Here is a 21,577-nt window from a genome sequence, read left to right as displayed (position 1 = left end):
AGGACCACCGGCACCGAGGCCACGGTCACCGCCACGATGACCAGCGCGGACGGCTCGCCGCCGGCGATCTGGAACCGCAACGGCAAGAACTGGCAGAAGTGGGACCTCCGTTCGGACGGCACGATCCGCTCGACGGGCCTCTGCATGGACGTGGCCTGGGGCTCCTCGCAGAACGGCGCGGTGATCCAGCTCGCGGTGTGCGGCGGCGGCACCAGCTCCGGGACCGCAACGGCCAGGACAACCAGAAGTGGAGCACCCGCTGACCGGGCGCAGGGGCGTCCTGGTCGGTTAGGGTCGGCTCGTGGCGGACGCAGCGGCTCCGTCGCGGTGGAACTGACTGGTCCGGGGTATGTCGCGGCTGTGCGGCGGTCGGCCGAAGCCCAGGTCAGAGGCGCGTTTTCTGGGGGCGCAATGCGACTGAGAGTGGAGTTCACGACCGAGCCCTTCGATCTCGACGAGGCACCCGCGCACGCGCTGGTCGCCCGTGAGGTCATCGAGGGTGCTCAGCTGGACGGGGTGGACGTCGGGCCGTTCGGGAACACGGCGGAGGGCGGCTCCGACGCCGTGCTCACCGCCGTCGACGCGCTGCTGCGCAGGGCCCTGGAGGCCGGGGCCACCCGGATCTCGCTCCAGCTCAACGTGGTGGGGGAGGGCGACGCCAAGTGACCGGGAACGGGGACGAGCCCTTCATCACCGCCGTGAAGCCGCTGGTCGACGCCATGGGCGGGGAGATGCTCCCGCCCGACGAGGCCGGTCCCGACGACGTCGTGCTCGCCTGGGAGGGCGTCGACGCGGTCGCCGTACGGCTGCCGCAGCTCGCGGACTCCCTCGATCACATCCTGGCCGCCATGGAGCGCAAGCAGGGCAAGCCGCTGGCCGACCTGGACCGCAAGGCGAAGCAGGAGGTCGTGCGCATACTGGAGGCGCGGGGCGCCTTCTCCGTACGGCACGGTGTGGAGACCGTGGCGAGCGCGCTGGGGGTCAGCCGCTTCACCGTCTACAACTACCTGAACCGCGAGAAGGAGAACTGACCCACGGGCCGGGGGTGCGCCCGGGGGTTGTTACGCGGAATTTTCAACAAAGTGTTGACGCCGGGTTCCGGAGGGCGTTAGCTGACGGCAGTCCGTTCAGCACGAAGGCCGGCCACGGCCACGGAGGCTCCCGTGACGTCGACGTCCCCACCCCCGGGCCTGGCCCGGTTCAACGCCCTGGAGGAGCAGGCGGCCCTCGCCGCCCTCCACGAGGCGTGCGCCGCCGCGGCATGGGCCCGGAGCCTGCTCGCCGCCCGCCCCTACGCCACCCCCGAGACCCTCTACTCCGCCAGTGACGCCGCCGTGGCCGGGCTGGGCACGGCGGACCTGGCGGAGGCCATGGCCGGGCATCCGCCGATCGGCCGCCCCGCGCCGGGCGACCCCGCCTCGGCCCGGGAGCAGGCCGGCATGGCCGGCGCCGCGGACGAGCTCAGGGCGGAGATGCTCGAACTCAACCTGGCCTACCAGGAGCGGTTCGGCCATGTCTTCCTGATCTGCGCCACCGGCCGCACCGGCGAGGAGATGCGGGACGCGGTCAGGGAGCGGATCGGCAACCCGCCCGAGCGGGAGTGGGAGATCGTCCGCACCGAGCTGGGCAAGATCAACCGTATCCGGCTCGGCCGGCTGGTCGAAGCAGACTGAAGAGGACGCCTGACGCCATGAGCACCAGCACCACCGCCTCCGTGTCCACCCACATCCTGGACACCAGCGTCGGCTGCCCCGCCGCGGGCGTCGCCGTCCGGCTCGCCGCCCGTCCGGGCCGGGAGGCCGGCTGGCAGGCGCTCGGTGCAGGCACGACCGACGCCGACGGGCGGTGCAGGGACCTGCCGGACCTGCCGGAGGGGACGACACACGTGCGGCTCGACTTCGCCGTGGAGCCGTATTTCGAGAAGAAGCAAGCCGATGCGCAGCAGGACGCCCCCGCGAATCGGGACAGCGGACCGGCCGTGTTCTTCCCGGAGGTGGCGATCACCTTCGCCGTCGTACCGGGCGAGCACTACCACGTACCGCTGCTGCTCAACCCGTTCGGCTACTCCGTTTACCGAGGGAGCTAGCTACATGACCGACCATTCCCGCCCCGCCCGCCCCGCCCGCCCTGTCGTCCTGGGACAGAACCAGTACGGCAAGGCCGAGAACCGGGTCGTGAAGATCACGCGGGACGGCGCCACCCACCACATCAGGGACCTCAACGTGTCGGTGTCGCTCTCCGGCGACATGGACGAGGTCCACTACTCCGGCTCCAACGCCAGCGTGCTGCCGACCGACACCACCAAGAACACGGTGTACGCGTTCGCCCAGGAGCACGGCATCGAGTCCGCCGAGCAGTTCGGCATCCACCTGGCCCGGCACTTCGTGACCTCGCAGGAGCCGATCCACCGGGCCCGGATCCGGATCGAGGAGTACGGCTGGGAGCGGATCGAGCACGGCGGAAAGGGCGCGCACTCCTTCGCCCGCACCGGCCGGGAGACCAGGCTGGCCCAGATCACCTATGACGGCACGTCGTGGGAGGTCGTCTCCGGACTGAAGGACCTCGTCGTACTGAACTCGACGGACTCGGAGTTCTGGGGGTACGTCAAGGACAGGTACACGACGCTCCCCGAGGCGTACGACCGGATCCTCGCCACCGAGGTCTCCGCCCGCTGGCGGTTCGGCTGGGCCGACGACGAGCGGCCCGCGCCCGACTGGGAGACCTCCTACCGGGAGACGGGCAGGCACCTCCTCGCGGCCTTCGCCGAGACCTACTCGCTCTCCCTCCAGCAGACCCTCTACGCGATGGGCTCCCGGATCGTCGAGCAGCGCGCCGAGATCGACGAGGTCCGTCTCTCGCTCCCGAACAAGCATCACTTCCTGGTGGATCTGGAGCCGTTCGGGCTGAAGAACCCGACCGAGGACGGTGCCGTGTACTACGCGGCCGATCGGCCCTACGGCCTGATCGAGGCGACGGTCCTGCGGGAAGGCTGCGAGCCACGGATCCCGGTGGACCTCAGCAACCTCTGACCACCTGGGTCCCGGCGTGCCCTCCCCACTCCGGCGAACCCTCAGCGAAAAGGGACGAGTCATGGCAGCAGAAGTCCAGCGCACCGTCATCGAGAACTGCTCGATCGCAACCGTCGACGCCCACGACACCGAGTACGCGCACGGGTATGTCGTCATCGCCGGCAACCGCATCGAGTCGCTCGGCGCGGGCCGGGCCCCGGAGGGTTTGGAGAACGTCGTACGCCGGATCGACGCCACCGGCCACCTGGTGACCCCCGGCCTGGTCAACACCCACCACCACTACTACCAGTGGATCACCCGCGGCCTGGCCACCGACCACAACCTCTTCGACTGGCTGGTCGCGCTCTACCCGACCTGGGCGCGCATCGACGAGCCCATGGTCCGCGCGGCCGCGCAGGGCTCGCTCGCGATGATGGCCCGGGGCGGCGTGACCACCGCGATGGACCACCACTACGTCTATCCCAGGGACTCCGGCGACCTGTCCGGCGCGATCATCCGCGCCGCCCGCGAGACGGGTGTCCGCTTCACCCTCGCCCGTGGCTCCATGGACCGCAGCGAGAAGGACGGCGGGCTGCCCCCGGACTTCGCCGTCGAGACCCTGGAGGGCGCCCTCGCCGCCACCGAGGCGACCGTCAGGGAGCACCACGACCCCTCCTTCGACGCGATGACCCAGGTGGCCGTCGCGCCCTGCTCGCCCTTCTCCGTCTCCACCGAACTCCTGCGGGAGGGAGCTGTGTTGGCCCGCCGGCTCGGGGTGCGGCTGCATACGCACGGCTCGGAGACGGTCGAGGAGGAGAAGTTCTGCCACGAGCTGTTCGGCATGGGCCCGACCGACTACTTCGAATCCACCGGCTGGCTCGGCGAGGACGTGTGGATGGCGCACTGCGTCCACATGAACGACTCCGACATCGCCGCGTTCGCCCGCACGAAGACCGGTGTGGCGCACTGCCCGTCCTCCAACGCCCGCCTCGCGGCCGGTATCGCGCGCGTCCCCGACATGCTCGCCGCCGGGGTCCCGGTCGGCCTCGGCGTCGACGGCACCGCGTCCAACGAGTCGGGCGAACTCCACACCGAACTGCGCAACGCCCTCCTCATCAACCGCCTCGGCAGCCACAAGGAGGCCGCGCTCAACGCGCGCCAGGCGCTGCGCCTCGGGACCTACGGCGGTGCCCAGGTCCTCGGCCGGGCAAGCCAGATCGGCTCCCTGGAACCCGGCAAGCTCGCCGACCTGGTGCTCTGGCGGCTGGACACCCTCGCCCACGCCTCCATCGCCGACCCGGTGGCCGCCCTGGTCCTCGGCGCGGCCGCCCCGGTCACCGCATCTTTCGTGAACGGCCGTCAGATCGTCGAGGACGACCGCCTGCTGCACGTCGACGAGGACGAGATCGCGCGCGCCACGCGGACCGAGGCACAGCGGCTGGCGAAGCTCGCCGGGCGGTAAACCCCCCTTTTCTTTACGGCACTTGAGCTCCGGCCGGGAGGGACGGCTCCAGGTCGGTGGCCGTGGACCCGAGCGGGGTCCACGGCGGCCGCCTCCCGGGCGCGCGCCACGCCGGCGCCCGCCCGGGACCGGCCACCGTCCCGCACGACCCCGATCACCCACCCTGCGGGTCATCTGCGGTGTGGTGATCGTCGCCGACCCGCTCGTCACCCTGATCGGCGTCCCCCTGCTCCCGACGGCCTCCGGCCCCGGGCGACCGGGTGGCGGCCGCGCCGCGTCCGGCACGGCGCGCATGACGGTACTGCGGGAAGGGGGTACGCCCGGCAGGTGGGACCGCGAGCGTGCGTTGGGGGTCAGGGCTGTCGGATCGCCTGGCACGGGGTGGTCGCGGGCAGGCGGCCGGTGAAGAACGAGCGGGGCGGTACCCCCATCAGGGCCCGGAAGTCGGTCGTCATGTGCGACTGGTCGAAGTAGCCGGTGGCGGCGGCCAGTTCGGACCAGCCGGTGCTGCCCGCCCGGGCGGCGACGGTGCGGACGCGGTCGATCCGGGCGTAGTGCTTCGGGGAGACACCGACGCCGTCGGCGAACAGGTTCCGCAACTGGCGCTCGCTGACGGCCAGTTCCCGGGCCACGTCCCGCACCTGCGCGGGCGTCCGGTCCAGCCGCACGGACAGCGCGTCGACACCGGCCCGCAGCAGCTCCGTCCGGGCCGGGTCCGTCCGCTCCGACAGCAGTCCGGGAAGCACCTCGGCGATGCGCGGCAGCGCCGCCCGCGGGTCCAGCCATCGCACCTCACGCGCGAACCGGCGGGCCACCCCGTCCGGCAGCGCGTCCAGCGGCACCACCCGGCCGACCAGTCCGGCGGCCGGAACACCCAGCAGGGGCCTGGCCGCACCCGGCGCGAGCCGCAGCTCCACACAGGCGATATGGGCCTTCCCCACGTGATAGGCGGCCCGCACCCGCGGCCCGACGGCCAGCACGTCCCGCCGCCCGTCCCCGGTCACCCGCAGCACCACCCTGGTGCCCGCGTCCGGCAGTTGGACGAACGTCCCCTCGGGCGGGTCGGCGAAGGCCATGGTCCGCACCTCGGCGACCCAGGGGCGCAGCGCGTCGGGGGTGGTCGCGAGCGGCTCGGCGATGGTCATCGGCACCCCTCCACCGTAGGCGACCGGCCCCGCCGTCCGGGCGGACCGGCCGTGCCGGAATTTCCAAGAGCCGGGCACCCCGGCGGGCCCATCGTGGACCCCATGATTCTGGTGACGGGTGCCACGGGCACCATCGGAAGCGACGTCGTACGACAACTGGCCGGGCGTGGTGCGAAGGTGCGCGCGCTCACCCGCGACCCGGCGCGGGCGCGGGCGGACGCCGGGGTGGAGGTGGTGCGCGGGGACTACGGCGACCCCGCGTCCCTGGACGCCGCGCTGGCCGGGGTGACGGCCGTGTTCCTGCTCCGGCCGCCCGGCCCCGACGAGGGACAGGACGCGGCACTGGTCGCCGCGGCGCGGGCCGCGGGCGCCGACCGGGTCGTGAAGCTCTCCGCCATCGCCACCGGCGACCCCGACTCCGGTCCGTCCGGGTCGTGGCACGTGGCCGGCGAGCGGGCCGTGCGGGACAGCGGGCTCGCCTGGACGGTGCTGCGGCCGTCGTCGTTCGCCTCCAACACGCTGACCTGGCTGCCGGCCCTGCGCGCGGGCGAGCCGGTGCCCAACATGACCGGGGACGGCGCGTCCGGCGTGATCGACCCGCGCGACATCGCCGCGGTGGCGGTGCGGGCCCTGCTCGACGACGGGCACGCCGGGCGCACGTACACCCTGACCGGTCCCGAGGCGATCAGCGTCCCCGGCCAGGCGGCGGTACTCGCCGAGGTCCTGCACCGCCCGGTCCCGACCCGGGACCTGTCCCCGGACCAGAGCCGTGACTTCCTCCGCACGGCCTGGGGCATGGACGAGACCCGGGCGGAGAGCGCCCTGACCGGCCTGGCGTTCGTGCGCGCCGGGGGCAACGCGGTGCTCACCGAGGACGTGACCGAGGTGCTGGGCCGCCCGCCCCGGACCTTCCGGGCCTGGGCCGCGGACAACAAGGGCCTCTTCGGGACGGGCTGAGGCCCGGTCGCGGCGCCCTCGCCGGGGCGGGCCCACGATCTGCGGCGTCGTTCATGGTGAGTGACCATGGGGGAGACGTGAGGAGGCGGATCGATGTCCCAGCGGAACACCGATGCGACCGTCCGGGTGGTGGACGCGCACCCGTGCCCGGTCCGTGAGGTTCTCGACCGGGTGGCCGGCAAGTGGAGCGTCCAGATCCTGGTCGCGGCCTCGCACGGGCCCATGCGCTTCACCGAGCTGGAGCGCGGTATCGACGGCATCAGCCGCCGGATGCTGACCCTCACCCTGCGCAACCTGGAGCGCGACGGACTGGTGACCCGCACCGTGCATCCGACCGTGCCCCCACGGGTGGAGTACGGACTCACCCCGATGGCGCTGGAGTTGCCCGGCACCCTGCAGCGGCTGACCGACTGGGCCGAGCGCAACCGCGGGCACATCGCAAAGGCGCGGGCGGCCTACGACGCCGAGCACCGGCCCGAACTGCTGGACGCCTAGCCGGACCGGAGCCGGCCGGCCCGCCGCCGCTCAGAACCCGAACAGCTCCGGGTCCGTGACGAGTTCCTTGAAGATCGCGCGCGGGTCGGCGACCAGCTTCCGGGCCTTCAGGTCCAGCAGTCCGCCCACCGCCTCGACCTCGGCGGCCAGCGTGCCGTCCGCCTTGACGATCTCCTGGAGCATCCGGAACGTCCTGCCGCCACCCCACTCGAACGCGCAGGTCACGTCGACCTCGTCACCGGCGAGCAGCTCCCGCCGGTACCGGATCGTCGTCTCCAGCGCCACCGGGCCGACCCCCCGGCCCACTAACCGGGTCTGGCTGATCCCGGCCGAACGGAGCAGCGACCAGCGGGCGTGCTCGGCGTAGTTGATGTACACCGCCTGGTTCAGGTGGCCCTGCACATCGGTCTCGTAGCCACGGACGGTCACCCGGACGGAATACGGTTCGCTCACGACTTCCCCTTCTCGTGTACGGCGCACTGATCCTTTGCCGGCATCCTGGCACGCCCGTCACACCCGGCGCGGCGAAGCCAGCAGATAGCGCGTTCTGCCGCGGGGATCCGTGTACTCGCCGACCTGCCAGCCCGCCCGCTCCAGGGTGGCCGCGCACGCCCGCAGCGGCTCGCCGGCCGGGGCGTGCACCGCGACGGCCTCCGGCTGCGGGGTGCCCCGCACCCGGTACCCGGGGCTGTCCGGCCCCTCGGGCGGCTGCCCGGCGGCCTCCAGGGCGAGCGCGGCGGCCCGCACCAGATGTGCCCGCTCCCAGCCGCACGGCCGGTCCGTGGCGCCGTCGGGATTGGTCATCCGGCGCAGTTCGAGCAGGCCCTGCCAGGCGCTGTGCACCTCACGGGCGCGGGCGGGCCCGGTGCCGACGGCCTCCTCGCCGCCGACGCGCGCCGCGAAGACGCCGTCCGGTTCCGCCCGGGTGTCCGTCCGGGTCGGGGTTCCGGCGGCCGCCGGGGGCCGCGCGGGTGTCTCCCGCAGCCGGTGTCCCGCCGGTGTCAGGAAGTGGTCGTGCGGCGGCCGCGGGTGCCGGAAGGCGAGCCCGCGCCCGACCAGCGCCGCCAGCTGCGCCGCCGTGCCCCGCAGCCGTCCGGTCACCGGGTCGGCGGCGTCGACGACCCGTCGCTGCGCGGCGGTGGGCGGTCGGGTCATGGTGCTCCTCCCCGGTGGTCCGTGGTCCGCGACCGCCTGACGGGCGGCCTGTCCGAAGCCTACGACCGGGGTCCGACAACGCGGTCCGGCTACTCGCCCGGCCGGATGTTCCAGCCCGCGATCACCGGCCGTTCGTGCTCGGTGCCCAGCCGGCACAGGGTCCCGGTCGCCAGCTGGAAGAGGGCCCCGGCGGAGGGCGGCAGACCGAGGCGACGGGCGGTCAGGACGCGCAGGAAGTGGCCGTGGGCGACCAGCAGCACGACCCCTTCCGTGCTGGCGAGGGCCGCCCCCACCTTGGCCAGCATCCGGTCGGCCCGCTCCCCGACCTGCTCCGGGGTCTCCCCGGGATGCTCCGGCGGACCGGGCGCGACCCCGTCCCTGAAGAGGAACCAGCCCGGCCGGGTGCGCTGGATCTCCACGGTGGTCACGCCCTCGTAGCCGCCGTAGTCCCACTCCCGCAGGTCGGCGTCCACCCGGGCCTCGGGCACCCCGATCAGCTCGGCGGTCTCGCGGGCCCGCTGGAGCGGGCTGACGAAGACGGCGCCGATGCGGTGCGAGCGGATCAACGGCACCAGCCGCCGCGCCTCGTCCCTGCCGTGCTCGGTGAGCGGCACGTCGGTCCACCCGGTATGCCGTCCGGACCGCGACCACTCGGTCTCGCCGTGCCGGACGAGAAAGACATCAGCCATACGTCAGAGGCTAAGAGCCCAGCGCTCCAGTTCGGCGAACTCACGCGCCCGCAGACCGTGCCGCGGGTCCACCGGAAGGAGCAGCGCGGGGCCGTCGTGGTGCTCGGCGACATGGCGGACGTCGAGTTCGGTGACCATGTCGTCCACCCACGCGAACGGCCGCCCGGCCGCCCACGCCACGACGGTCCGGGTCTTCCAGTAGAGGCCGTCCGGGTCCTTCGCGAACAGCTCCGGAAACTCGATGACGGGCAGTTCGGGCAGCCCGACGACCGGCCCGATCATCTCGTTGGCCTCGTGCATCCAGGTGGTGGCCCAGGCCGGCTCGTACGGCAGCGCGAGCAGCCGGGCCCCGTGCCCCGGATGCAGCCGCACCCGCAGCCCCCGGCGCAGCGCGCGGGAGCCGGGCCGCTGGCGGGCGGACCACTCGGCGGGGCGCAGCCTGCGGGTCACATACCCGCGGTGCCGCAGGAACCGGGCCCGGAAGGGGTTCAGCGGGCCGTCGACGTCGAGGAGGAGCAGCGGGCGCTGGGTCATGGGGAGGGCATACCCGGACGGCCCCCGGCGACCACCCCACGGCTACTGCCGATAGCCGCTCAGGAACCGCCCGATCCGGCCGATCGCCGTCTCCAGGGTCTCCGCGTGCGGGAGGGTGAGGATGCGGAAGTGGTCGGGGGCGGGCCAGTTGAAGCCGGTGCCCTGGACGACCTGGATCTTCTCCTGGAGCAGCAGGTCCAGGACGAACCTCTCGTCGTCGTGGATCGGGTGGACCTTGGGGTCGATGCGCGCGAAGGCGTAGAGGGCGCCCTTCGGTTTGACGCACGAGACGCCGGGGATCTCGTTGAGCTTCTCCCAGGCCACGTTGCGCTGCTCGTACAACCGGCCGCCGGGGGTGACGAGTTCGCGGATGGACTGGCGGCCGCCGAGCGCGGCCTGGATGGCGTACTGGGCGGGGGCGTTGGCGCACAGCCGCATGGAGGCCAGCATGGTGAGGCCCTCCAGGTAGTCCTTGGCGTGCTGCCTGGGGCCGGTGACGACCATCCAGCCCGAGCGGAAGCCGGCCACCCGGTAGGTCTTGGAGAGGCCGCAGAAGGTGAGGACGACCAGGTCGGGGGCGAGCGCCGCGGTGGAGTGGTGGACGGCGTCGTCGTACAGGATCTGGTCGTAGATCTCGTCCGCGAAGACCATCAGACCGTGCCGGCGGGCCAGGTCGAGGATGCCCTCCAGGATCTCCTCGGGGTACACCGCGCCGGTCGGGTTGTTCGGGTTGATGACGACCACGGCCTTGGTGCGGTCGGTGATCTTCGACTCCATGTCGGCCAGGTCCGGGTACCACTCGGCCTGCTCGTCGCAGAGGTAGTGCACCGCCTTGCCGCCGGCGAGGGTGGTCACCGCCGTCCAGAGCGGGAAGTCGGGGGCGGGGATGAGGATCTCGTCGCCGTCCTCGACCAGCGCCTGTACGGCCATGGAGACCAGCTCCGAGACGCCGTTGCCGAGGAAGACGTCGTCGACGCCGACCTCCAGACCCAGGGTCTGGTAGCGCTGGGCGACGGCCCGGCGGGCCGAGAGGATGCCACGCGAGTCGGTGTAGCCGTGTGCCTGCGGGAGCATCCGGATCATGTCCTGGAGGATCTCCTCCGGCGCCTCGAAGCCGAACAGCGCGGGGTTGCCGGTGTTCAGGCGCAGCACGCTGTGGCCCGCCTCCTCCAGCGCGTTGGCGTGCTCGATCACCGGTCCGCGGATCTCGTAACAGACCTCGCTGAGCTTGTTGGACTGCCGGAACTCCATGCGCCCCTCCGGAAACTCGTGTTGCTTGGTTTTACCAAGTAGGAGCTTGGAAAGTCCAACATGTTGTCTAGACTGCGTCGCATGTCACCTCGCCGAAGCTACGACCAGTACTGTTCCGCGGCGCGCGCCCTCGACGTCGTCGGCGACCGCTGGACCCTGCTGATCGTCCGGGAACTGTTCGCCGGTCCCCGCCGCTACACGGACCTGCACGCGGATCTGCCGGGGGTGAGCACGGACGTCCTCGCCTCCCGGCTCAAGGACATGGAGCGGGACGGGATCACCACCAGGCGGCGGCTGCCCCCGCCGGCCGCGGCGTACGTCTACGAACTCACCGATCGGGGGCGCGAGTTGCTGCCGGTGCTGCAGGCGCTGGGCAGATGGGGGGAGCCGGAGCTGGGCGAGCGCAGGCCCACCGACGCGGTGCGCGCGCACTGGTTCGCACTGCCTCTGCTGCGGGCCCTGGAGGGCGCGGGACTCGTCGAAGTGCGGCTGGGGGAGGGGCACTTCCACCTCCACGTCGGTGCCGAGGACGGCCCGGTGTACGGCGACGGCCCGGCACCGCGGGAGCCGGACGCCCGGCTGCTGCTCGACACGGAGACCGGTACCGCCCTGGCCCGGGGCGAGTTGACACTGCCGGACGCGGTGAGGGCGGGGCGGGTGACGGTGACGGGGGACGGCACGCCGGCCAAGGCGCTCCGGGAGGCGTGAGACCGGGCCTGAGCCGTCGGCCCGGCCGACTCCGGGGTGGCGCGGCAACTGGCCGCCACCCCGGACTTCGACTTCTCGGGTGACCGGGTCGGGTGGGCGAGTGGGCGAGTGGGCGAACGGGGTCAGGCGCCCGGCGGCACCCGCCGCGGCCGGCCGTGCCCGCGCGTCAGCGCGTACCCGCCGATGCCCGCCAGCGCGGCCAGTACGCCGCCGATGCCGGTCCACACCCAGCGGTCGGTCCACCAGCCGGAGGACCAGCCGTCGTCGGGCTCGATGGAGGACAGCACCGCCGACTTCGTCGACGACGAACTGTCCTCGTCCGACTCGGACCTGACCGCGATCCCGGGCACCAGCGGCTTCGCCAGCGAGCCGTCCACCGCCGCCGCGCCGCCGATGTCCTTGGAGCCCACCTTCAGCTCGGCACTCACCGGCTGACCGAGGTCGGCCGACGTCAGGTCCACCACCGTCAGCCGGATGTAGTACGTGCCGGGCAGCGGGTCGTTCGCCCACGGCTCCGACCAGGCCCGGACGGTACGCATCACGCAGGCCAGCTCCACCGAGGCGGTGCCCTGCGCGGCCGTGCGGGTCTGCGCGCCGTACTGACAGGCCTGCCGGCGCCGCAGCCCGTCGTACACGTCGAGCTGCCAGGTCTGCGCCGCGTGCGAGTCGGGCAGCTTCACCGTCGCCCTGACGTCGGGGCGCTGGCCGGCGTCGGCCGGGAAGGACCAGTACAGGTAGTCACCGGTCGATCCGCTGGCCGTAGCCTGCTGGCCCTGGTCGATCTCGGTCGCCGTACGGAAGGACGTGCCCGCCTGGGTGGGCGCGTCACTGTCCGAAGAGGCGCTCGGGGAAGGGGAGGAGTCGGCGACCGCCGGACCCGCCGCAACGCCCACCGCCAGCAGGGCGGCGCTCAACACTCGTGTGATCCGCATCAGTTGGTCCTCCAGACCGCGACCCGCCAGCGTGACACCCAGCCCCACAGCAGACCCGCGAGGAAACCGGTCAGCACCAGGGCGCCGAGCAGCCACCAGCCGCGGCCCAGACCGAAGGAGGCGACGTCGCTCGCCTGCGACGGCCCGTCCACCACGTCGACCGTCAGCTCGACCGGCAGACCGGGGCTGGTCTTCACCCCGGCCGCGGCCGAGAAGGAGTTGGTCACCTGGAGGCAGACGGTCTCCGGGGTGGTGTCCTCGTCGTCGTCGCTCTCGGCCTTCGGGTACCGCAGCCCGGTCGATATGACATCCGTACGGCCCAGCCCCGACGCCTCGCCGCGCACGATCTCCCGTCCGTGCACGGTCACCGCGCGCAGCAGCACCCCGTAGTCGGAGTTGACGGCCCGGTCGGCCGCGACGCTCACCGAAGCGCGCAGCTCCTGGCCGGGCCTGACGTCGACCTTGTACCAGCGCTGCTGCCCGAACTCCTCACGGTCGGTGTACAGCCCCGACTTCAGCGCGGGCGCGGACGAGCACTGCCCGGTGCCCTCGGTCGCCACCGGCGTGACCACGGGGTCCGCCGCCCGGTCCACCAACTGGCCGACCCGGTCGGTCAGTTCCTCCTTGTGCTGGACGGAGGTGTAGGTGCCGCCGGTCGCGTCCGCGATACAGCTGAGCTGGTCGCGGGTCTTGGCGTCCGGCACCAGCCCGAGCGTGTCGATGGTCAGCCCGACGCCCTTCGCGGCGATCTCGCGGGCCACCTCGCACGGGTCCAGCGGCTGGCAGGTGTCCTCGCCGTCGCTGATCAGGACGATACGGCGGGTGCCGTCGCCGCCTTGGAGATCGTCGGCCGCCTTGAGCAGCGCGGGGCCGATCGGGGTCCAGCCGGTCGGGGAGAGCGTGGCGACGGCGGTCTTGGCCTCGGTGCGGTCCAGCGTGCCGACCGGGTACAGCTGCGCGGTGTCCTTGCAGCCCTCCTTGCGGTCGTTGCCGCGGTAGTCGGCGCCCAGCGTGCGGATGCCGAGCTGGACCCCCTCGGGCGTCGCGTCCAGCACCTCGTTGAACGCCTGCTTGGCCGCGGCCATCCGCGTCCCGCCGTCGATGTCCGCCGTCCGCATGGAACCACTGACGTCCAGCACGAGCTCCACCTTGGGAGCGGCCTGTGTGGTCTCGTCGGCGACCGCCTGGCCGGGGAACGCGATCCCGGCCGCCAGGGCGGCTAGCAGGGCGCAGACTCCCGCCGCCGGCCGTTGTGTTCTGATCATCGGCGGATCCTATTGATCAAAGGCGCCGGGCTCCAAAACGAGGTCCGGAGCCCTGAACGAGAGTGACCGGCAGGTCAACGGAGGGCGACCAGCGGGTCGGTGCGTTCACCGGACGCCGGCGAGCGGGTTCGGCAGGGCCGCCCACTGGTCCCCGGGCACCTCCGGGGACAGCCGCATCAGGGTCAACGCCTTGGCCGGCAGCGGGCTTTCGAGCAGTGCCGTCAGGTCGGGGGTGGCGGGCAGCCGCGGTACGGCCGTCGCCAGGGCCGCGGCCAGGGCCGGACCGGAACCCGCCGTGCCCGCCAGCGCGCCCGCGACCAGGGAGCCGAACAGCTTGCGGCGCAGATTCGTTTCGTCGTCGGTGACCAGGCGGCCCGTCAGTTCGGGCGGGGTGATGCCGTGGCGGGTGAGGCGGGCGGGGCTGAGGCGGATGTCGGCCAGGTCGCGGTAGACCAGCCGACGGGGTGCCCCGGTCTCCGAGAGCACCACGAGGAGGTTCTGGCCGTGCGCCTCCAGGGCCACGCCCAGGTCCAGCAGCCGCAGCCCCACGGTCAGGGCGAGCCGAGTGAACTCCGCTAGCCAGGACGGCGATCCGGGGAGGCCGGTGGTGGCCAGCGCGGCCACCGGGAGGACCCGCTCGCCGGGCGCCGCGTACGCCTGCGGCGACTCGCGCAACAGCGCTGCCAGATCAGGTGAGTCGGCGGTCACCGCGCCCAGCGTGCGGGTGATGTGCAGGAGTCCGTCGGTGCGCGACGCCAGATCCGTGGCGAACGACGACAACGTCATCGCCGCGCCGATCGAGTACGCCGAGATGTCCCGCACCGACGAGGTCAGCCGGGCACTGAGCGCGGTCTTCACATGCGCTCCGCCGGGCAGCGCGAGCGTGCGCAGGGACATCAGCGGATGCGCGTCCCGCCAGGGTACGGCGGAACCGCCCTTGAGGACATGCGCGCGCTGCCAGGGGTGCACGGGGATCAACAGCCGCCCCGCGTCCCGCAGTCCGTCCGGCCAGTCGCCGGTCAGCAGACAGTCCCCGGCCGCGACCGGGACCGTCTCCAGCCGTACCACCGGCCGGTGCTCCGGCCCGTACGCCAGCTGCTCCGCCGCCGAGAAACCGGGCCGGGAACGGCAGTTGGGGTGGAAGGGATGCCCGTCGACGACCCGCTGCTCCCACTCCCAGTCGTGGTCCGGCCACTCCTTCGGGGGAAACTCCCGGTCGGCCCGCGAGAGCGCCAGCGACGCCGCACTGTGCCCGAGTTCGGCCGCGAAGCCGCCCGAGTGCGGCCACCCCAGATCCGTCATCAGCCGCGCCGGATCGTCGTACGCCACCCCGTCCAGGCGTACGGCGGTCACATACCCGTCGGTGGCGTACGGATCCGCCTGCGGGCCGTGCAGCGCGCGTCCGTCCGCCAGCCGCAGGGCCAGGCTGTGCGCCCCGCGCACCCGGCGCGCCACCCACGGCAGCGGCTCGTGCGCCAGCGCCCGCCACAGCCGGGTCAGCACCGCCGCCCGCGCACCGGGCAGCTCGGCCACGTACCGGTCGACGAGGTCCGGCCGCGCCTCGGCCAGCTCGGCGGCGAGCCGGGTCTCGATGGGGGAGGGACGGTGCACGGGAGAGCTCCTCGGGGACGGGTACCACCATCATGATGACCGGTGACGACCGACATACTGATCACGGTCGGACTCTGTGGACGCAGAGAACGAGACGCAGAGAACGAAATGGAACGCGTGGACCTCATGCCCTCCAGCGACGCCGTCGGCGAACGCGCCGACGCGTACGCTGCCGCACCCCTGCTCAACTGTCTGCTGCGGGAGGTGGCCCAGCCGCTCCCGGACGCCGGGGAAGGACAGCCGCGGGTCTACCGGCTGCCCGGCGGCGGCCGACTGCTGCGGGTGCGCGGCGACCGCCGGCCCGCCGCCCCCGAGGTGTACGCGGACGGCGCCTGGCACCGTATCGGCCACGCCGAGCTGGTGAAACTCGTCGCCGAGGAACTGCGCAGGCACACCGGACTGTCCAACGGCGACCTGCCGGCCGAGATGATCGACAGCCGGGAGGCGGTCGCCGCACTGCTCACGGCACGCGCGCGGGCGACGCCGCCCGACGACCCGTATCTGCGTTCGGAGCAGTCCCTCATCACCGGCCATCCCTACCACCCTGCCCCCAAGGCACGCGGCGGCGGCCCGGTCGCCGCCTGGCTGCCGTACGCCCCCGAGGCGCACGCCCGGTTCCCGCTGGTGCTGCTCGGGGTCCGTGAGGACGAGGTGGTGGAGGAGGGCGACACGGCCGCGCTGGACGCACTGGGCGCGTCGGCCGACGTACCGTCGGGCTACCGGCTGCTGCCCGCCCACCCCTGGCAGCTCGACCTGGCCGCCCGCGACCTCGCCCCGGCCTTCGCGGACGGGCGGCTGCTGCGCCTCGGCGAGACCGGCTTCACGACCTGGCCGACGGCCGCGATCCGCACCGTGTACGAGCCCGAGCGCGACCTCTTCCTGAAGTTCAGCCTGGACGTCCGGATCACCAACGACATCCGCCGCCTCTGGGCACACGACCTGCGCAGGCTGCGCCGTACCGACGCGGCCGTGACCGCCGCGTTCACGGCGATGGACGGTCCCGCCGGCTGGCTCGGCGACCGCGGCTACCGCACCGCCCGCTTCGCCTTCGAGGAACTCGCCGTACTGGTCCGGGACGGGCTGCGCGGATCCCTGCTGCCGGGGGCCGTCCCGCTGCTCGCGGCCGGCCTGGTGGAGGGCTTCGACGGCGACCCGCTGACCGCGGCCGCCGACCCGGGAGCCTGGTGGGAGGCGTATCTGCGGGCGGTCGTGCCCCCGGCCCTCACCGCGTTCGCCGAGCACGGCGTCGTCCTCGAAGCGCACCTGCAGAACACCCTGGTCGCCGTCGACGCCGACGGCATGCCGGTGCAGGCGCTGTACCGGGACGCCGAAGGGGTCAAGCTGCTGGCCGACGTGGAGCGGGCCGCCGGGTGGGAGCGGCTGGTGTACTGCCTGGTCGTCAACCACCTGACCGAGGTCGCCGGCGCGCTCGCCGAGCACCACCCCGGGTTCGACCCGTGGCCCGCGGCCCGGCGGGAGCTGGGCCGGCACGGCCTGCCCGAGGCCGCCGCACTGCTCGCCGCCCCGACCCTGCCCGGCAAGACCAACCTCCTGCTGCGCTGGACCGGCGCGGACGGCGCCGACGCGCGCTACCTGCCGCTGCCGAACCCCCTGGCCGTCCCCCGCCCCGAAAACCCGGGAACCGCCCAAGACGACGACCGCTGACCGGCCGGCCCGCGTCCCGGCCGGCCCGCGTCCCGGCATCGACCGCCTCCCCCGGAGCACGCCCTCGACGAACGGCTCAGTCGGCGGCCAGGGCCCGGTGGACGGAGGAGACCGCGCTCGCGCCGTCGCCGACGGCGGTGGCGACCCGTTTGACGGAGCCCGAGCGGAGGTCACCCGCGGCGAAGACCCGGGGACTGCTCGTCTGGAAGGGCAGCGGTGTCCGGGGCGGCCGGGCGGGCAGCCCGCTGTCGGTGAGGACGAAGCCGCTGTCGTCCTTGGCCACCCCCGTGAGCCAGTCCGAGGCCGGGGCGGCGCCGATGAAGCAGAACAGCGCACGGCTGGCCAGCCGGGCCTGGCCCCCGCCGGACCGCTCGACGACGATCGAGGCGAGGGCGTTCTCCCCGGCCAGTCCGCGGACGGTGCTGTGCGTGTGGACCTGGATCCGGGAGTGGGCCAGGATCCGGTCGGTCAGGTAGGACGACATCCGGGCTCCGAGATCGGCTCCGCGGACCACCAGGTTCACCGTGGCGCCGCAGGCGGCCAGCGAAAGGGCCGCCTGCCCGGCGGAGTTGGCCCCTCCGACGACGGTGACCGGCTGGTCCTCGTAGCCCCGGACGTCGAGTTCGGTCGCGGCGTACCGGATGCAGCCGGACCTCTCGAAGGCCGCCCTTCGCGGGACGTCGAGGCGGCGGTAGTGCGCACCGGTCGCGGCGATCACCGCGCGGCACCGGACACGGGCACCGTCGTGCAGCAGGACGGTCGGCCGTCGTTCGTCGGAGAGGTCGAGGCCGGCCACCGTACAGGGCGAGTGGATCCGTACGCCGAACTTGAGCGCCTGGACCATCGCGAGACGGGTGAGGTCCTCGCCGCTGACCCCGTGCGGGAAGCCCAGGTAGTTCTCGATCCGGGCGCTCTTGGCGGCCTGTCCGCCGAGACCGGTGCGGTCGAGCAGCAAGGTGGCGAGGCCCTCGGACGCCCCGTACACGGCGGCGGCCAGCCCCGCGGGACCGGCACCCACCACGACGAGGTCGACCGGACGTCCGTCGGGCCGGTAGGTGAGCCCCAGCGCCTCCGCGACGGATGCGGGCGTCGCGTGCCGCAGCACCGAGCCGTTGACCACCGCGGCCGGAAGCTCGTCCTCGCCGAGCCCGGACAGCCCCATCAGCGAACGCCCGTGCGGCGAGGCGGCGTCCAGCCAGGTGTGCGGCAGCAGGATCTGCGCCGAATAGGTGCGCAGGGCCAGCGTCTCCGCGGCGTCCGGGAGGCCCACGAACTCCAGGGCGTTGCCGGCCGCGGCACGGATGACCTCGCGCCGTTCCCGGAACGCCTCGATCAGGATGTCGGCGATGTCGACCTGCTCGGCGAGGGCCTGCCGCAGCATCGCCGCGCCTATCCGGACGACCGCGCCGGCCGTCACCACCCGAGCGGTCAGGTAGACGTGCTGGCCGGTCAGCAGGTTGAGCTCGCCGAGGAAGTCGCCCGGACCACCCTGGTAGATCAGACGCTCCGGCTCGATCGCCGTCGCGTCGCGGACGATGTCCACGGCGGCCGTCCGGAGCAGGAAGAAGTCGTAGGAGCTGTCCCCCGAGGTGAACAGATGCCGGCCCGCGTCGGCGTGCTCGGGCGTGCCGTAGCGGGCGAGCCGGCGGAACTGCTCGTCGTCCAGGACCGGCCCGCGCCGCGCGCTCTCGCCGTCCACGTGATCGCCCGTCACACGTGGTGGCGCGCGGCGCGCCTGATCGGGTCGGCCGCCGCGGCGGGCAGCGCCTGGTCGTCGCGGGCCACGAGGTACCAGGCCGGGGCACCGGACGGCTCGCCCAGGGTGCGGGTGCCGGCCGGTCGCCGGCCGGCCCGCATCAGCTCGGTCGTCGCCCGCGGCACGGCGCCGGCGAACACGTCACCGAGCACACCGCCGCCCGCGATCGCGGCGCAGACGGTCAGCAGAGTACGGCGGGTGGTCGACATCGATACACGCCCTTCGAAGGAATTGTTCTCCGGATTTCCACGCATGCCATTCCGAATCGATCGTGGGCGAGCGTCGCGCGGGAGCAATGCGGACCGGGTCAGGTCGGCAGTTCCCGCGCGCGGTGGGCGAAGAGGTGGGCTTCGCGCCGGGTGGACAGGGTGCGGGCTCGTCGGGCGGTGTTCCGGACGGTGGTGGTGGGTTCGCCGCGGGCTTGTTGCAGTCGTGCCCGGATGACGAGGAGGAGGCCTTCGGCGTAGCGCTGGCCGTGGGTGTCGAGGGCGGTGTCGGCGTGGTCGAGGGCTGTGGTGGCCTCGTCGAGCTTGCCTGCCGCGAGCCACATCTCGGCGAGCAGGCCGTACCAGGTGGCGAGGCCGGAGCGTGGCGGGTGGGCCAGTGCCGCGGCGATCAGGCGTTGTGCCTCGGCCGCGGCGCCGGCCGGGTCCTCGCCGGTCACGGCGTGTGCCCAGCACAGGGCCAGCCGCTGGTAGCTGCCGAAGTAGGAGAAGGAGAAGTCCGGGTCCACCGCCATCCCCCGGCCCGCCACGTGCAGGGCCCGCTCCGGGTCGTCGGCCAGGGCCGCGGCGGTGCAGGCGAAGGCGGCCCAGACGGTGATCACATAGGGGTCGTCGTCCGCGGCGGCCTCGATGGTGTCGAACAGGGTCCGTGCCGTGTCGAGGTCGCCGTGCAGCGCGGTCACCAGGGCGAGCATGACGGGTCCGAGCAGCCGCAGGTCGCGCCGCAGCGGGTTCGCCCCGCCGTGGGCCAGGTCGTCGAGCATGGCCGGACCGGTCCGGCTCAGGTACCGGAACGCCTCGCCGATGTCGCCGACGGACCACTGGTGGATGCCCCACGCGCACTGCCCGTACGTACGGACCACCGGGTCGGCGGACGCCTCGCCCTGTTCCAGCAGCCTCTGTGCCAGCCGCCCGGCGCCGTCGGTCCGGATGCCCTGGGCATGAGCGGCCCAGCGGGCGAAGAGGAAGTCGGCGGCCTCCCGGTCCCGCCCCAGGCCACGCGCCAGGTACTCGGCCCGCTCCAACGACTCGGGCACCGAACCGAGTTGCCCCGCCCGTATGCCGCCCACCGCGGTGTACAGGGAGAGCGCGGACAGTTCCAGCTCCGCCAGGCCCGTTCGCCGGGCCACCTGGGCGGCCGACCGCAGCTGCCGTGCCGCGGCCTCGAAGGCCGACTTGCCCGCCGCGCAGCGGCCCGCGCGGATCAGCGCGGTGGCGGTGCGGGCCGGGTCCGCGAGGGGACCGGCGGACCAGAGGTGATGGGCGAGGCGCTCGGCCGCCGGCTCGTCGTGCGCGGTCGTGTGTTCCAGTGCGTCGGCGACGAGCAGGTGGAGCCGGGTCGCGCGGGGCGGCGGGGTGGCGTCGGCGACGGACTCGCGGACCAGGTCGTGCGCGAAGCGGAACGCGTGCGGGTCACCGGGCGAGGGTTCGAGGAGGCCGATTCGCTGTAGCGGTTCGAGGCGGTCGAGGCAGGTCCGGGCGTCGAGCCGGGCGGCGCGCGCGAGCAGTGCGAGGTCGACGTCCCGGCCGATCAGCGCGGCGATCTGCATCAGTCGTACGGCATCGTCGTCCAGCATCGCCACGCGGTCGCGGACGACGTCCCGGACCGTGGACGGCACCGCGGTGCGTGCCGTGGCGGCCGCGGTGAGGAGGCTGCCGTCGGCGAGGAGGCGGGACAGCTCCCGCACGAAGAACGGGTTGCCGGCGGTGCGGGCGTGGATGGTGCGGGTGGCGCCGGGGCCGGTCTCCTGGCCGGTCTCCTGGCGGACCAGTTCGGCGACCTCGGCCGGGCCGAGCGGGCCGAGCCGGATCCGGCGGTGGCGGGGCAGCCGGCTCGCCGCGGCGAGCATCCGCTCCAGTTCCGGGCCGGGCGTCGGCGCACGGTCGCGGAGCGCGCCGATCACGGCGGTGCCGTCGGGCAGCCGGGCCGCCAGGTGGCTGAAGAGGTCTAGGGAGGCGGCGTCGGCCCACTGGAGGTCGTCGACTACGAGCAGCACCGGCCGCCGTGCCGACACCTGGCGGACGAGTGCGACGGTCTGCTCGAACAGGCGGAACTGGGCGCTGCTGTCCGGCATCACCGGCGTCGCGTGGCCGCCGCGGAGAGGCGCCATGAGGCGGCCGAGCTCGCCCGAGCGCCACTCCTCGCGCGCCGCGGCCGACACGTCGTCCAGGACGGCGCCGACGGCCTGTACCCAGGGCCACATCGAGGGTGTGCCGTCGCCCTCCAGGCAGTGTCCCCGGACGACGAGCGCGCCGCGCCGGGCCGCCTCGGCGGCGGTCTCCTCAAGGAGGCGGGTCTTGCCGGCGCCGGGTTCTCCCTCGACCAGCACGAGTCCGGTGCTCGCGGTGAGCGCCGACTCCACCGCCTGCCGCAGTACCGCGAGTTCCTCGCTCCGGCCGACCAGGCGGCTCACGTTCGACGTCGCACCGGTGGGTGCCGCCGGCCGTGCGGAGTACGTCTCCCCGGCGGGTGCCGGTTCCAGCACGCGCCGGTGTGCGGTCACCAGTGCCGGGCCCGGCCGTATCCCCAACTCCTCGGCGAGTTGGGCGCGGACGGTGCGGAACACCGCCAGTGCCTCGGCCTGCCGGCCGACGGCGGCCAGCGCGGAGACCAGGCTCGCCTGCACGGTCTCGTGCAACGGCGCCATCCGGGCCGCGAGTTGCAGCGAGGCGAGCACGCGCTCGGACTGCCCCAGCGACAGGGCGAGTTCACCGGCCGC

At 73.4% G+C, this 21,577-nt stretch carries 22 protein-coding genes and 1 pseudogene; 11 read left to right on the top strand and 12 right to left on the bottom strand.

Annotated features, from left to right (window positions below; all coding sequences use genetic code 11):
• Positions 1-36 precede the first annotated feature (36 nt).
• The 7 genes and pseudogenes from IEZ11_RS52570 to IEZ11_RS34490 form a co-directional block, all read left to right on the top strand.
• Positions 37-153: pseudogene (locus IEZ11_RS52570) on the top strand (hypothetical protein); the annotation flags it as partial.
• A gap of 258 nt (positions 154-411) precedes the next feature.
• Positions 412-666 carry a YkoF family thiamine-binding protein gene (locus IEZ11_RS51300; protein WP_229713532.1) on the top strand — a complete coding sequence of 85 codons (255 nt, stop codon included), beginning with the start codon at positions 412-414 and terminating at the stop codon, positions 664-666.
• Positions 663-1,031 (top strand): helix-turn-helix domain-containing protein, encoded by a 369-nt coding sequence (locus tag IEZ11_RS34510; protein ID WP_189266908.1) that lies wholly within the window; start codon positions 663-665, stop codon positions 1,029-1,031. Before IEZ11_RS51300 ends, IEZ11_RS34510 begins: the two co-directional genes overlap by 4 nt.
• Positions 1,032-1,163: 132 nt before the next feature.
• Positions 1,164-1,673, top strand: a complete 510-nt coding sequence (uraD, locus tag IEZ11_RS34505; protein WP_189266907.1) for a 2-oxo-4-hydroxy-4-carboxy-5-ureidoimidazoline decarboxylase — start codon at positions 1,164-1,166, stop codon at positions 1,671-1,673.
• A gap of 17 nt (positions 1,674-1,690) precedes the next feature.
• Positions 1,691-2,086, top strand: coding sequence for a hydroxyisourate hydrolase (gene uraH / locus IEZ11_RS34500; RefSeq protein ID WP_189266906.1), 396 nt, complete (start codon positions 1,691-1,693; stop codon positions 2,084-2,086).
• Positions 2,087-2,090: 4 nt separating this feature from the next.
• Positions 2,091-3,029 carry a factor-independent urate hydroxylase gene (gene pucL, locus IEZ11_RS34495; protein WP_189266905.1) on the top strand — a complete coding sequence of 313 codons (939 nt, stop codon included), beginning with the start codon at positions 2,091-2,093 and terminating at the stop codon, positions 3,027-3,029.
• Positions 3,030-3,090: 61 nt separating this feature from the next.
• Positions 3,091-4,470, top strand: a complete 1,380-nt coding sequence (locus IEZ11_RS34490; protein ID WP_189266904.1) for an 8-oxoguanine deaminase — start codon at positions 3,091-3,093, stop codon at positions 4,468-4,470.
• A 353-nt stretch (positions 4,471-4,823) separates the two neighbouring features.
• Here IEZ11_RS34490 and IEZ11_RS34485 read toward each other — a convergent pair whose 3' ends face one another.
• Complete coding sequence (locus tag IEZ11_RS34485; RefSeq protein WP_189266903.1) at positions 4,824-5,615, bottom strand: helix-turn-helix domain-containing protein; 792 nt, start codon at positions 5,613-5,615, stop codon at positions 4,824-4,826.
• Between the two features lie 102 nt (positions 5,616-5,717).
• Here IEZ11_RS34485 and IEZ11_RS34480 point away from each other — a divergent pair, with 102 nt between their 5' ends.
• On the top strand, positions 5,718-6,572 hold the full coding sequence (locus IEZ11_RS34480; RefSeq protein WP_189266902.1) for an NAD(P)H-binding protein: 855 nt from the start codon (positions 5,718-5,720) through the stop codon (positions 6,570-6,572).
• 93 nt (positions 6,573-6,665) lie between these two features.
• Entirely contained in the window at positions 6,666-7,067 is a 402-nt protein-coding gene (locus IEZ11_RS34475) for a winged helix-turn-helix transcriptional regulator (RefSeq protein ID WP_189266901.1), read from the top strand.
• Between the two features lie 30 nt (positions 7,068-7,097).
• On the opposite strand, the gene IEZ11_RS34470 is transcribed toward IEZ11_RS34475, so the two are convergent.
• The 5 genes from IEZ11_RS34470 to IEZ11_RS34450 form a co-directional block, all read right to left on the bottom strand.
• Positions 7,098-7,520 carry an acyl-CoA thioesterase gene (locus IEZ11_RS34470; protein ID WP_189266900.1) on the bottom strand — a complete coding sequence of 141 codons (423 nt, stop codon included), beginning with the start codon at positions 7,518-7,520 and terminating at the stop codon, positions 7,098-7,100.
• Positions 7,521-7,577: 57 nt separating this feature from the next.
• Positions 7,578-8,222 (bottom strand): hypothetical protein, encoded by a 645-nt coding sequence (locus tag IEZ11_RS34465; RefSeq protein ID WP_189266899.1) that lies wholly within the window; start codon positions 8,220-8,222, stop codon positions 7,578-7,580.
• An 89-nt stretch (positions 8,223-8,311) separates the two neighbouring features.
• Positions 8,312-8,911 carry a histidine phosphatase family protein gene (locus IEZ11_RS34460; protein ID WP_189266898.1) on the bottom strand — a complete coding sequence of 200 codons (600 nt, stop codon included), beginning with the start codon at positions 8,909-8,911 and terminating at the stop codon, positions 8,312-8,314.
• 3 nt (positions 8,912-8,914) lie between these two features.
• Entirely contained in the window at positions 8,915-9,445 is a 531-nt protein-coding gene (locus IEZ11_RS34455) for an HAD domain-containing protein (RefSeq protein ID WP_189266897.1), read from the bottom strand.
• A 42-nt stretch (positions 9,446-9,487) separates the two neighbouring features.
• Complete coding sequence (locus IEZ11_RS34450) at positions 9,488-10,696, bottom strand: pyridoxal phosphate-dependent aminotransferase (protein WP_189266896.1); 1,209 nt, start codon at positions 10,694-10,696, stop codon at positions 9,488-9,490.
• An 81-nt stretch (positions 10,697-10,777) separates the two neighbouring features.
• Here IEZ11_RS34450 and IEZ11_RS34445 point away from each other — a divergent pair, with 81 nt between their 5' ends.
• On the top strand, positions 10,778-11,404 hold the full coding sequence (locus IEZ11_RS34445; RefSeq protein WP_189266895.1) for a winged helix-turn-helix transcriptional regulator: 627 nt from the start codon (positions 10,778-10,780) through the stop codon (positions 11,402-11,404).
• Between the two features lie 122 nt (positions 11,405-11,526).
• Here the strand turns inward: IEZ11_RS34445 and IEZ11_RS34440 are convergent, their stop codons facing one another.
• The 3 genes from IEZ11_RS34440 to IEZ11_RS34430 all read right to left on the bottom strand — a co-directional run bounded on the left by IEZ11_RS34440 (position 11,527) and on the right by IEZ11_RS34430 (position 15,212).
• The gene (locus tag IEZ11_RS34440) at positions 11,527-12,336 is read right to left on the bottom strand and encodes a hypothetical protein (protein WP_189266894.1); all 810 of its coding nucleotides are present in this window, start codon (positions 12,334-12,336) and stop codon (positions 11,527-11,529) included.
• The gene (locus tag IEZ11_RS34435; protein ID WP_189266893.1) at positions 12,336-13,601 is read right to left on the bottom strand and encodes a VWA domain-containing protein; all 1,266 of its coding nucleotides are present in this window, start codon (positions 13,599-13,601) and stop codon (positions 12,336-12,338) included. Before IEZ11_RS34435 ends, IEZ11_RS34440 begins: the two co-directional genes overlap by 1 nt.
• Positions 13,602-13,706: 105 nt before the next feature.
• Positions 13,707-15,212, bottom strand: coding sequence for an IucA/IucC family protein (locus IEZ11_RS34430; RefSeq protein WP_189266892.1), 1,506 nt, complete (start codon positions 15,210-15,212; stop codon positions 13,707-13,709).
• 108 nt (positions 15,213-15,320) lie between these two features.
• Here IEZ11_RS34430 and IEZ11_RS34425 point away from each other — a divergent pair, with 108 nt between their 5' ends.
• Positions 15,321-16,877, top strand: a complete 1,557-nt coding sequence (locus tag IEZ11_RS34425; protein ID WP_189266891.1) for an IucA/IucC family protein — start codon at positions 15,321-15,323, stop codon at positions 16,875-16,877.
• Between the two features lie 76 nt (positions 16,878-16,953).
• On the opposite strand, the gene IEZ11_RS34420 is transcribed toward IEZ11_RS34425, so the two are convergent.
• The 3 genes from IEZ11_RS34420 to IEZ11_RS52065 form a co-directional block, all read right to left on the bottom strand.
• Positions 16,954-18,576, bottom strand: a complete 1,623-nt coding sequence (locus tag IEZ11_RS34420; protein WP_189266890.1) for an FAD-dependent oxidoreductase — start codon at positions 18,574-18,576, stop codon at positions 16,954-16,956.
• Between the two features lie 11 nt (positions 18,577-18,587).
• On the bottom strand, positions 18,588-18,842 hold the full coding sequence (locus IEZ11_RS51295; protein ID WP_229713530.1) for a hypothetical protein: 255 nt from the start codon (positions 18,840-18,842) through the stop codon (positions 18,588-18,590).
• 98 nt (positions 18,843-18,940) lie between these two features.
• Positions 18,941-21,577: ATP-binding protein (locus IEZ11_RS52065; RefSeq protein WP_189266889.1), on the bottom strand; the 2,637-nt coding region annotated here is incomplete at its 5' end.

Origin of the sequence: Streptomyces fuscichromogenes (assembly GCF_014645815.1) — a bacterium.
GTDB lineage: Bacteria > Actinomycetota > Actinomycetes > Streptomycetales > Streptomycetaceae > Streptomyces > Streptomyces fuscichromogenes.
This window is presented reverse-complemented; position numbering and strand designations above follow the sequence as displayed.

What these genes read in the sequence shown, in the direction of transcription:
- IEZ11_RS51300 (WP_229713532.1), top strand. Translation starts at nt 412, where the DNA reads ATGCGACTGAGAGTGGAGTTCACGACCGAGCCCTTCGATCTCGACGAG.
- uraH (WP_189266906.1), top strand. Translation starts at nt 1,691, where the DNA reads ATGAGCACCAGCACCACCGCCTCCGTGTCCACCCACATCCTGGACACC.
- pucL (WP_189266905.1), top strand. Translation starts at nt 2,091, where the DNA reads ATGACCGACCATTCCCGCCCCGCCCGCCCCGCCCGCCCTGTCGTCCTG.
- IEZ11_RS34490 (WP_189266904.1), top strand. Translation starts at nt 3,091, where the DNA reads ATGGCAGCAGAAGTCCAGCGCACCGTCATCGAGAACTGCTCGATCGCA.
- IEZ11_RS34485 (WP_189266903.1), bottom strand. Translation starts at nt 5,615, where the DNA reads ATGACCATCGCCGAGCCGCTCGCGACCACCCCCGACGCGCTGCGCCCC.
- IEZ11_RS34480 (WP_189266902.1), top strand. Translation starts at nt 5,718, where the DNA reads ATGATTCTGGTGACGGGTGCCACGGGCACCATCGGAAGCGACGTCGTA.
- IEZ11_RS34475 (WP_189266901.1), top strand. Translation starts at nt 6,666, where the DNA reads ATGTCCCAGCGGAACACCGATGCGACCGTCCGGGTGGTGGACGCGCAC.
- IEZ11_RS34465 (WP_189266899.1), bottom strand. Translation starts at nt 8,222, where the DNA reads ATGACCCGACCGCCCACCGCCGCGCAGCGACGGGTCGTCGACGCCGCC.
- IEZ11_RS34460 (WP_189266898.1), bottom strand. Translation starts at nt 8,911, where the DNA reads ATGGCTGATGTCTTTCTCGTCCGGCACGGCGAGACCGAGTGGTCGCGG.
- IEZ11_RS34455 (WP_189266897.1), bottom strand. Translation starts at nt 9,445, where the DNA reads ATGACCCAGCGCCCGCTGCTCCTCCTCGACGTCGACGGCCCGCTGAAC.
- IEZ11_RS34450 (WP_189266896.1), bottom strand. Translation starts at nt 10,696, where the DNA reads ATGGAGTTCCGGCAGTCCAACAAGCTCAGCGAGGTCTGTTACGAGATC.
- IEZ11_RS34445 (WP_189266895.1), top strand. Translation starts at nt 10,778, where the DNA reads ATGTCACCTCGCCGAAGCTACGACCAGTACTGTTCCGCGGCGCGCGCC.
- IEZ11_RS34440 (WP_189266894.1), bottom strand. Translation starts at nt 12,336, where the DNA reads ATGCGGATCACACGAGTGTTGAGCGCCGCCCTGCTGGCGGTGGGCGTT.
- IEZ11_RS34435 (WP_189266893.1), bottom strand. Translation starts at nt 13,601, where the DNA reads ATGATCAGAACACAACGGCCGGCGGCGGGAGTCTGCGCCCTGCTAGCC.
- IEZ11_RS34425 (WP_189266891.1), top strand. Translation starts at nt 15,321, where the DNA reads ATGGAACGCGTGGACCTCATGCCCTCCAGCGACGCCGTCGGCGAACGC.
- IEZ11_RS51295 (WP_229713530.1), bottom strand. Translation starts at nt 18,842, where the DNA reads ATGTCGACCACCCGCCGTACTCTGCTGACCGTCTGCGCCGCGATCGCG.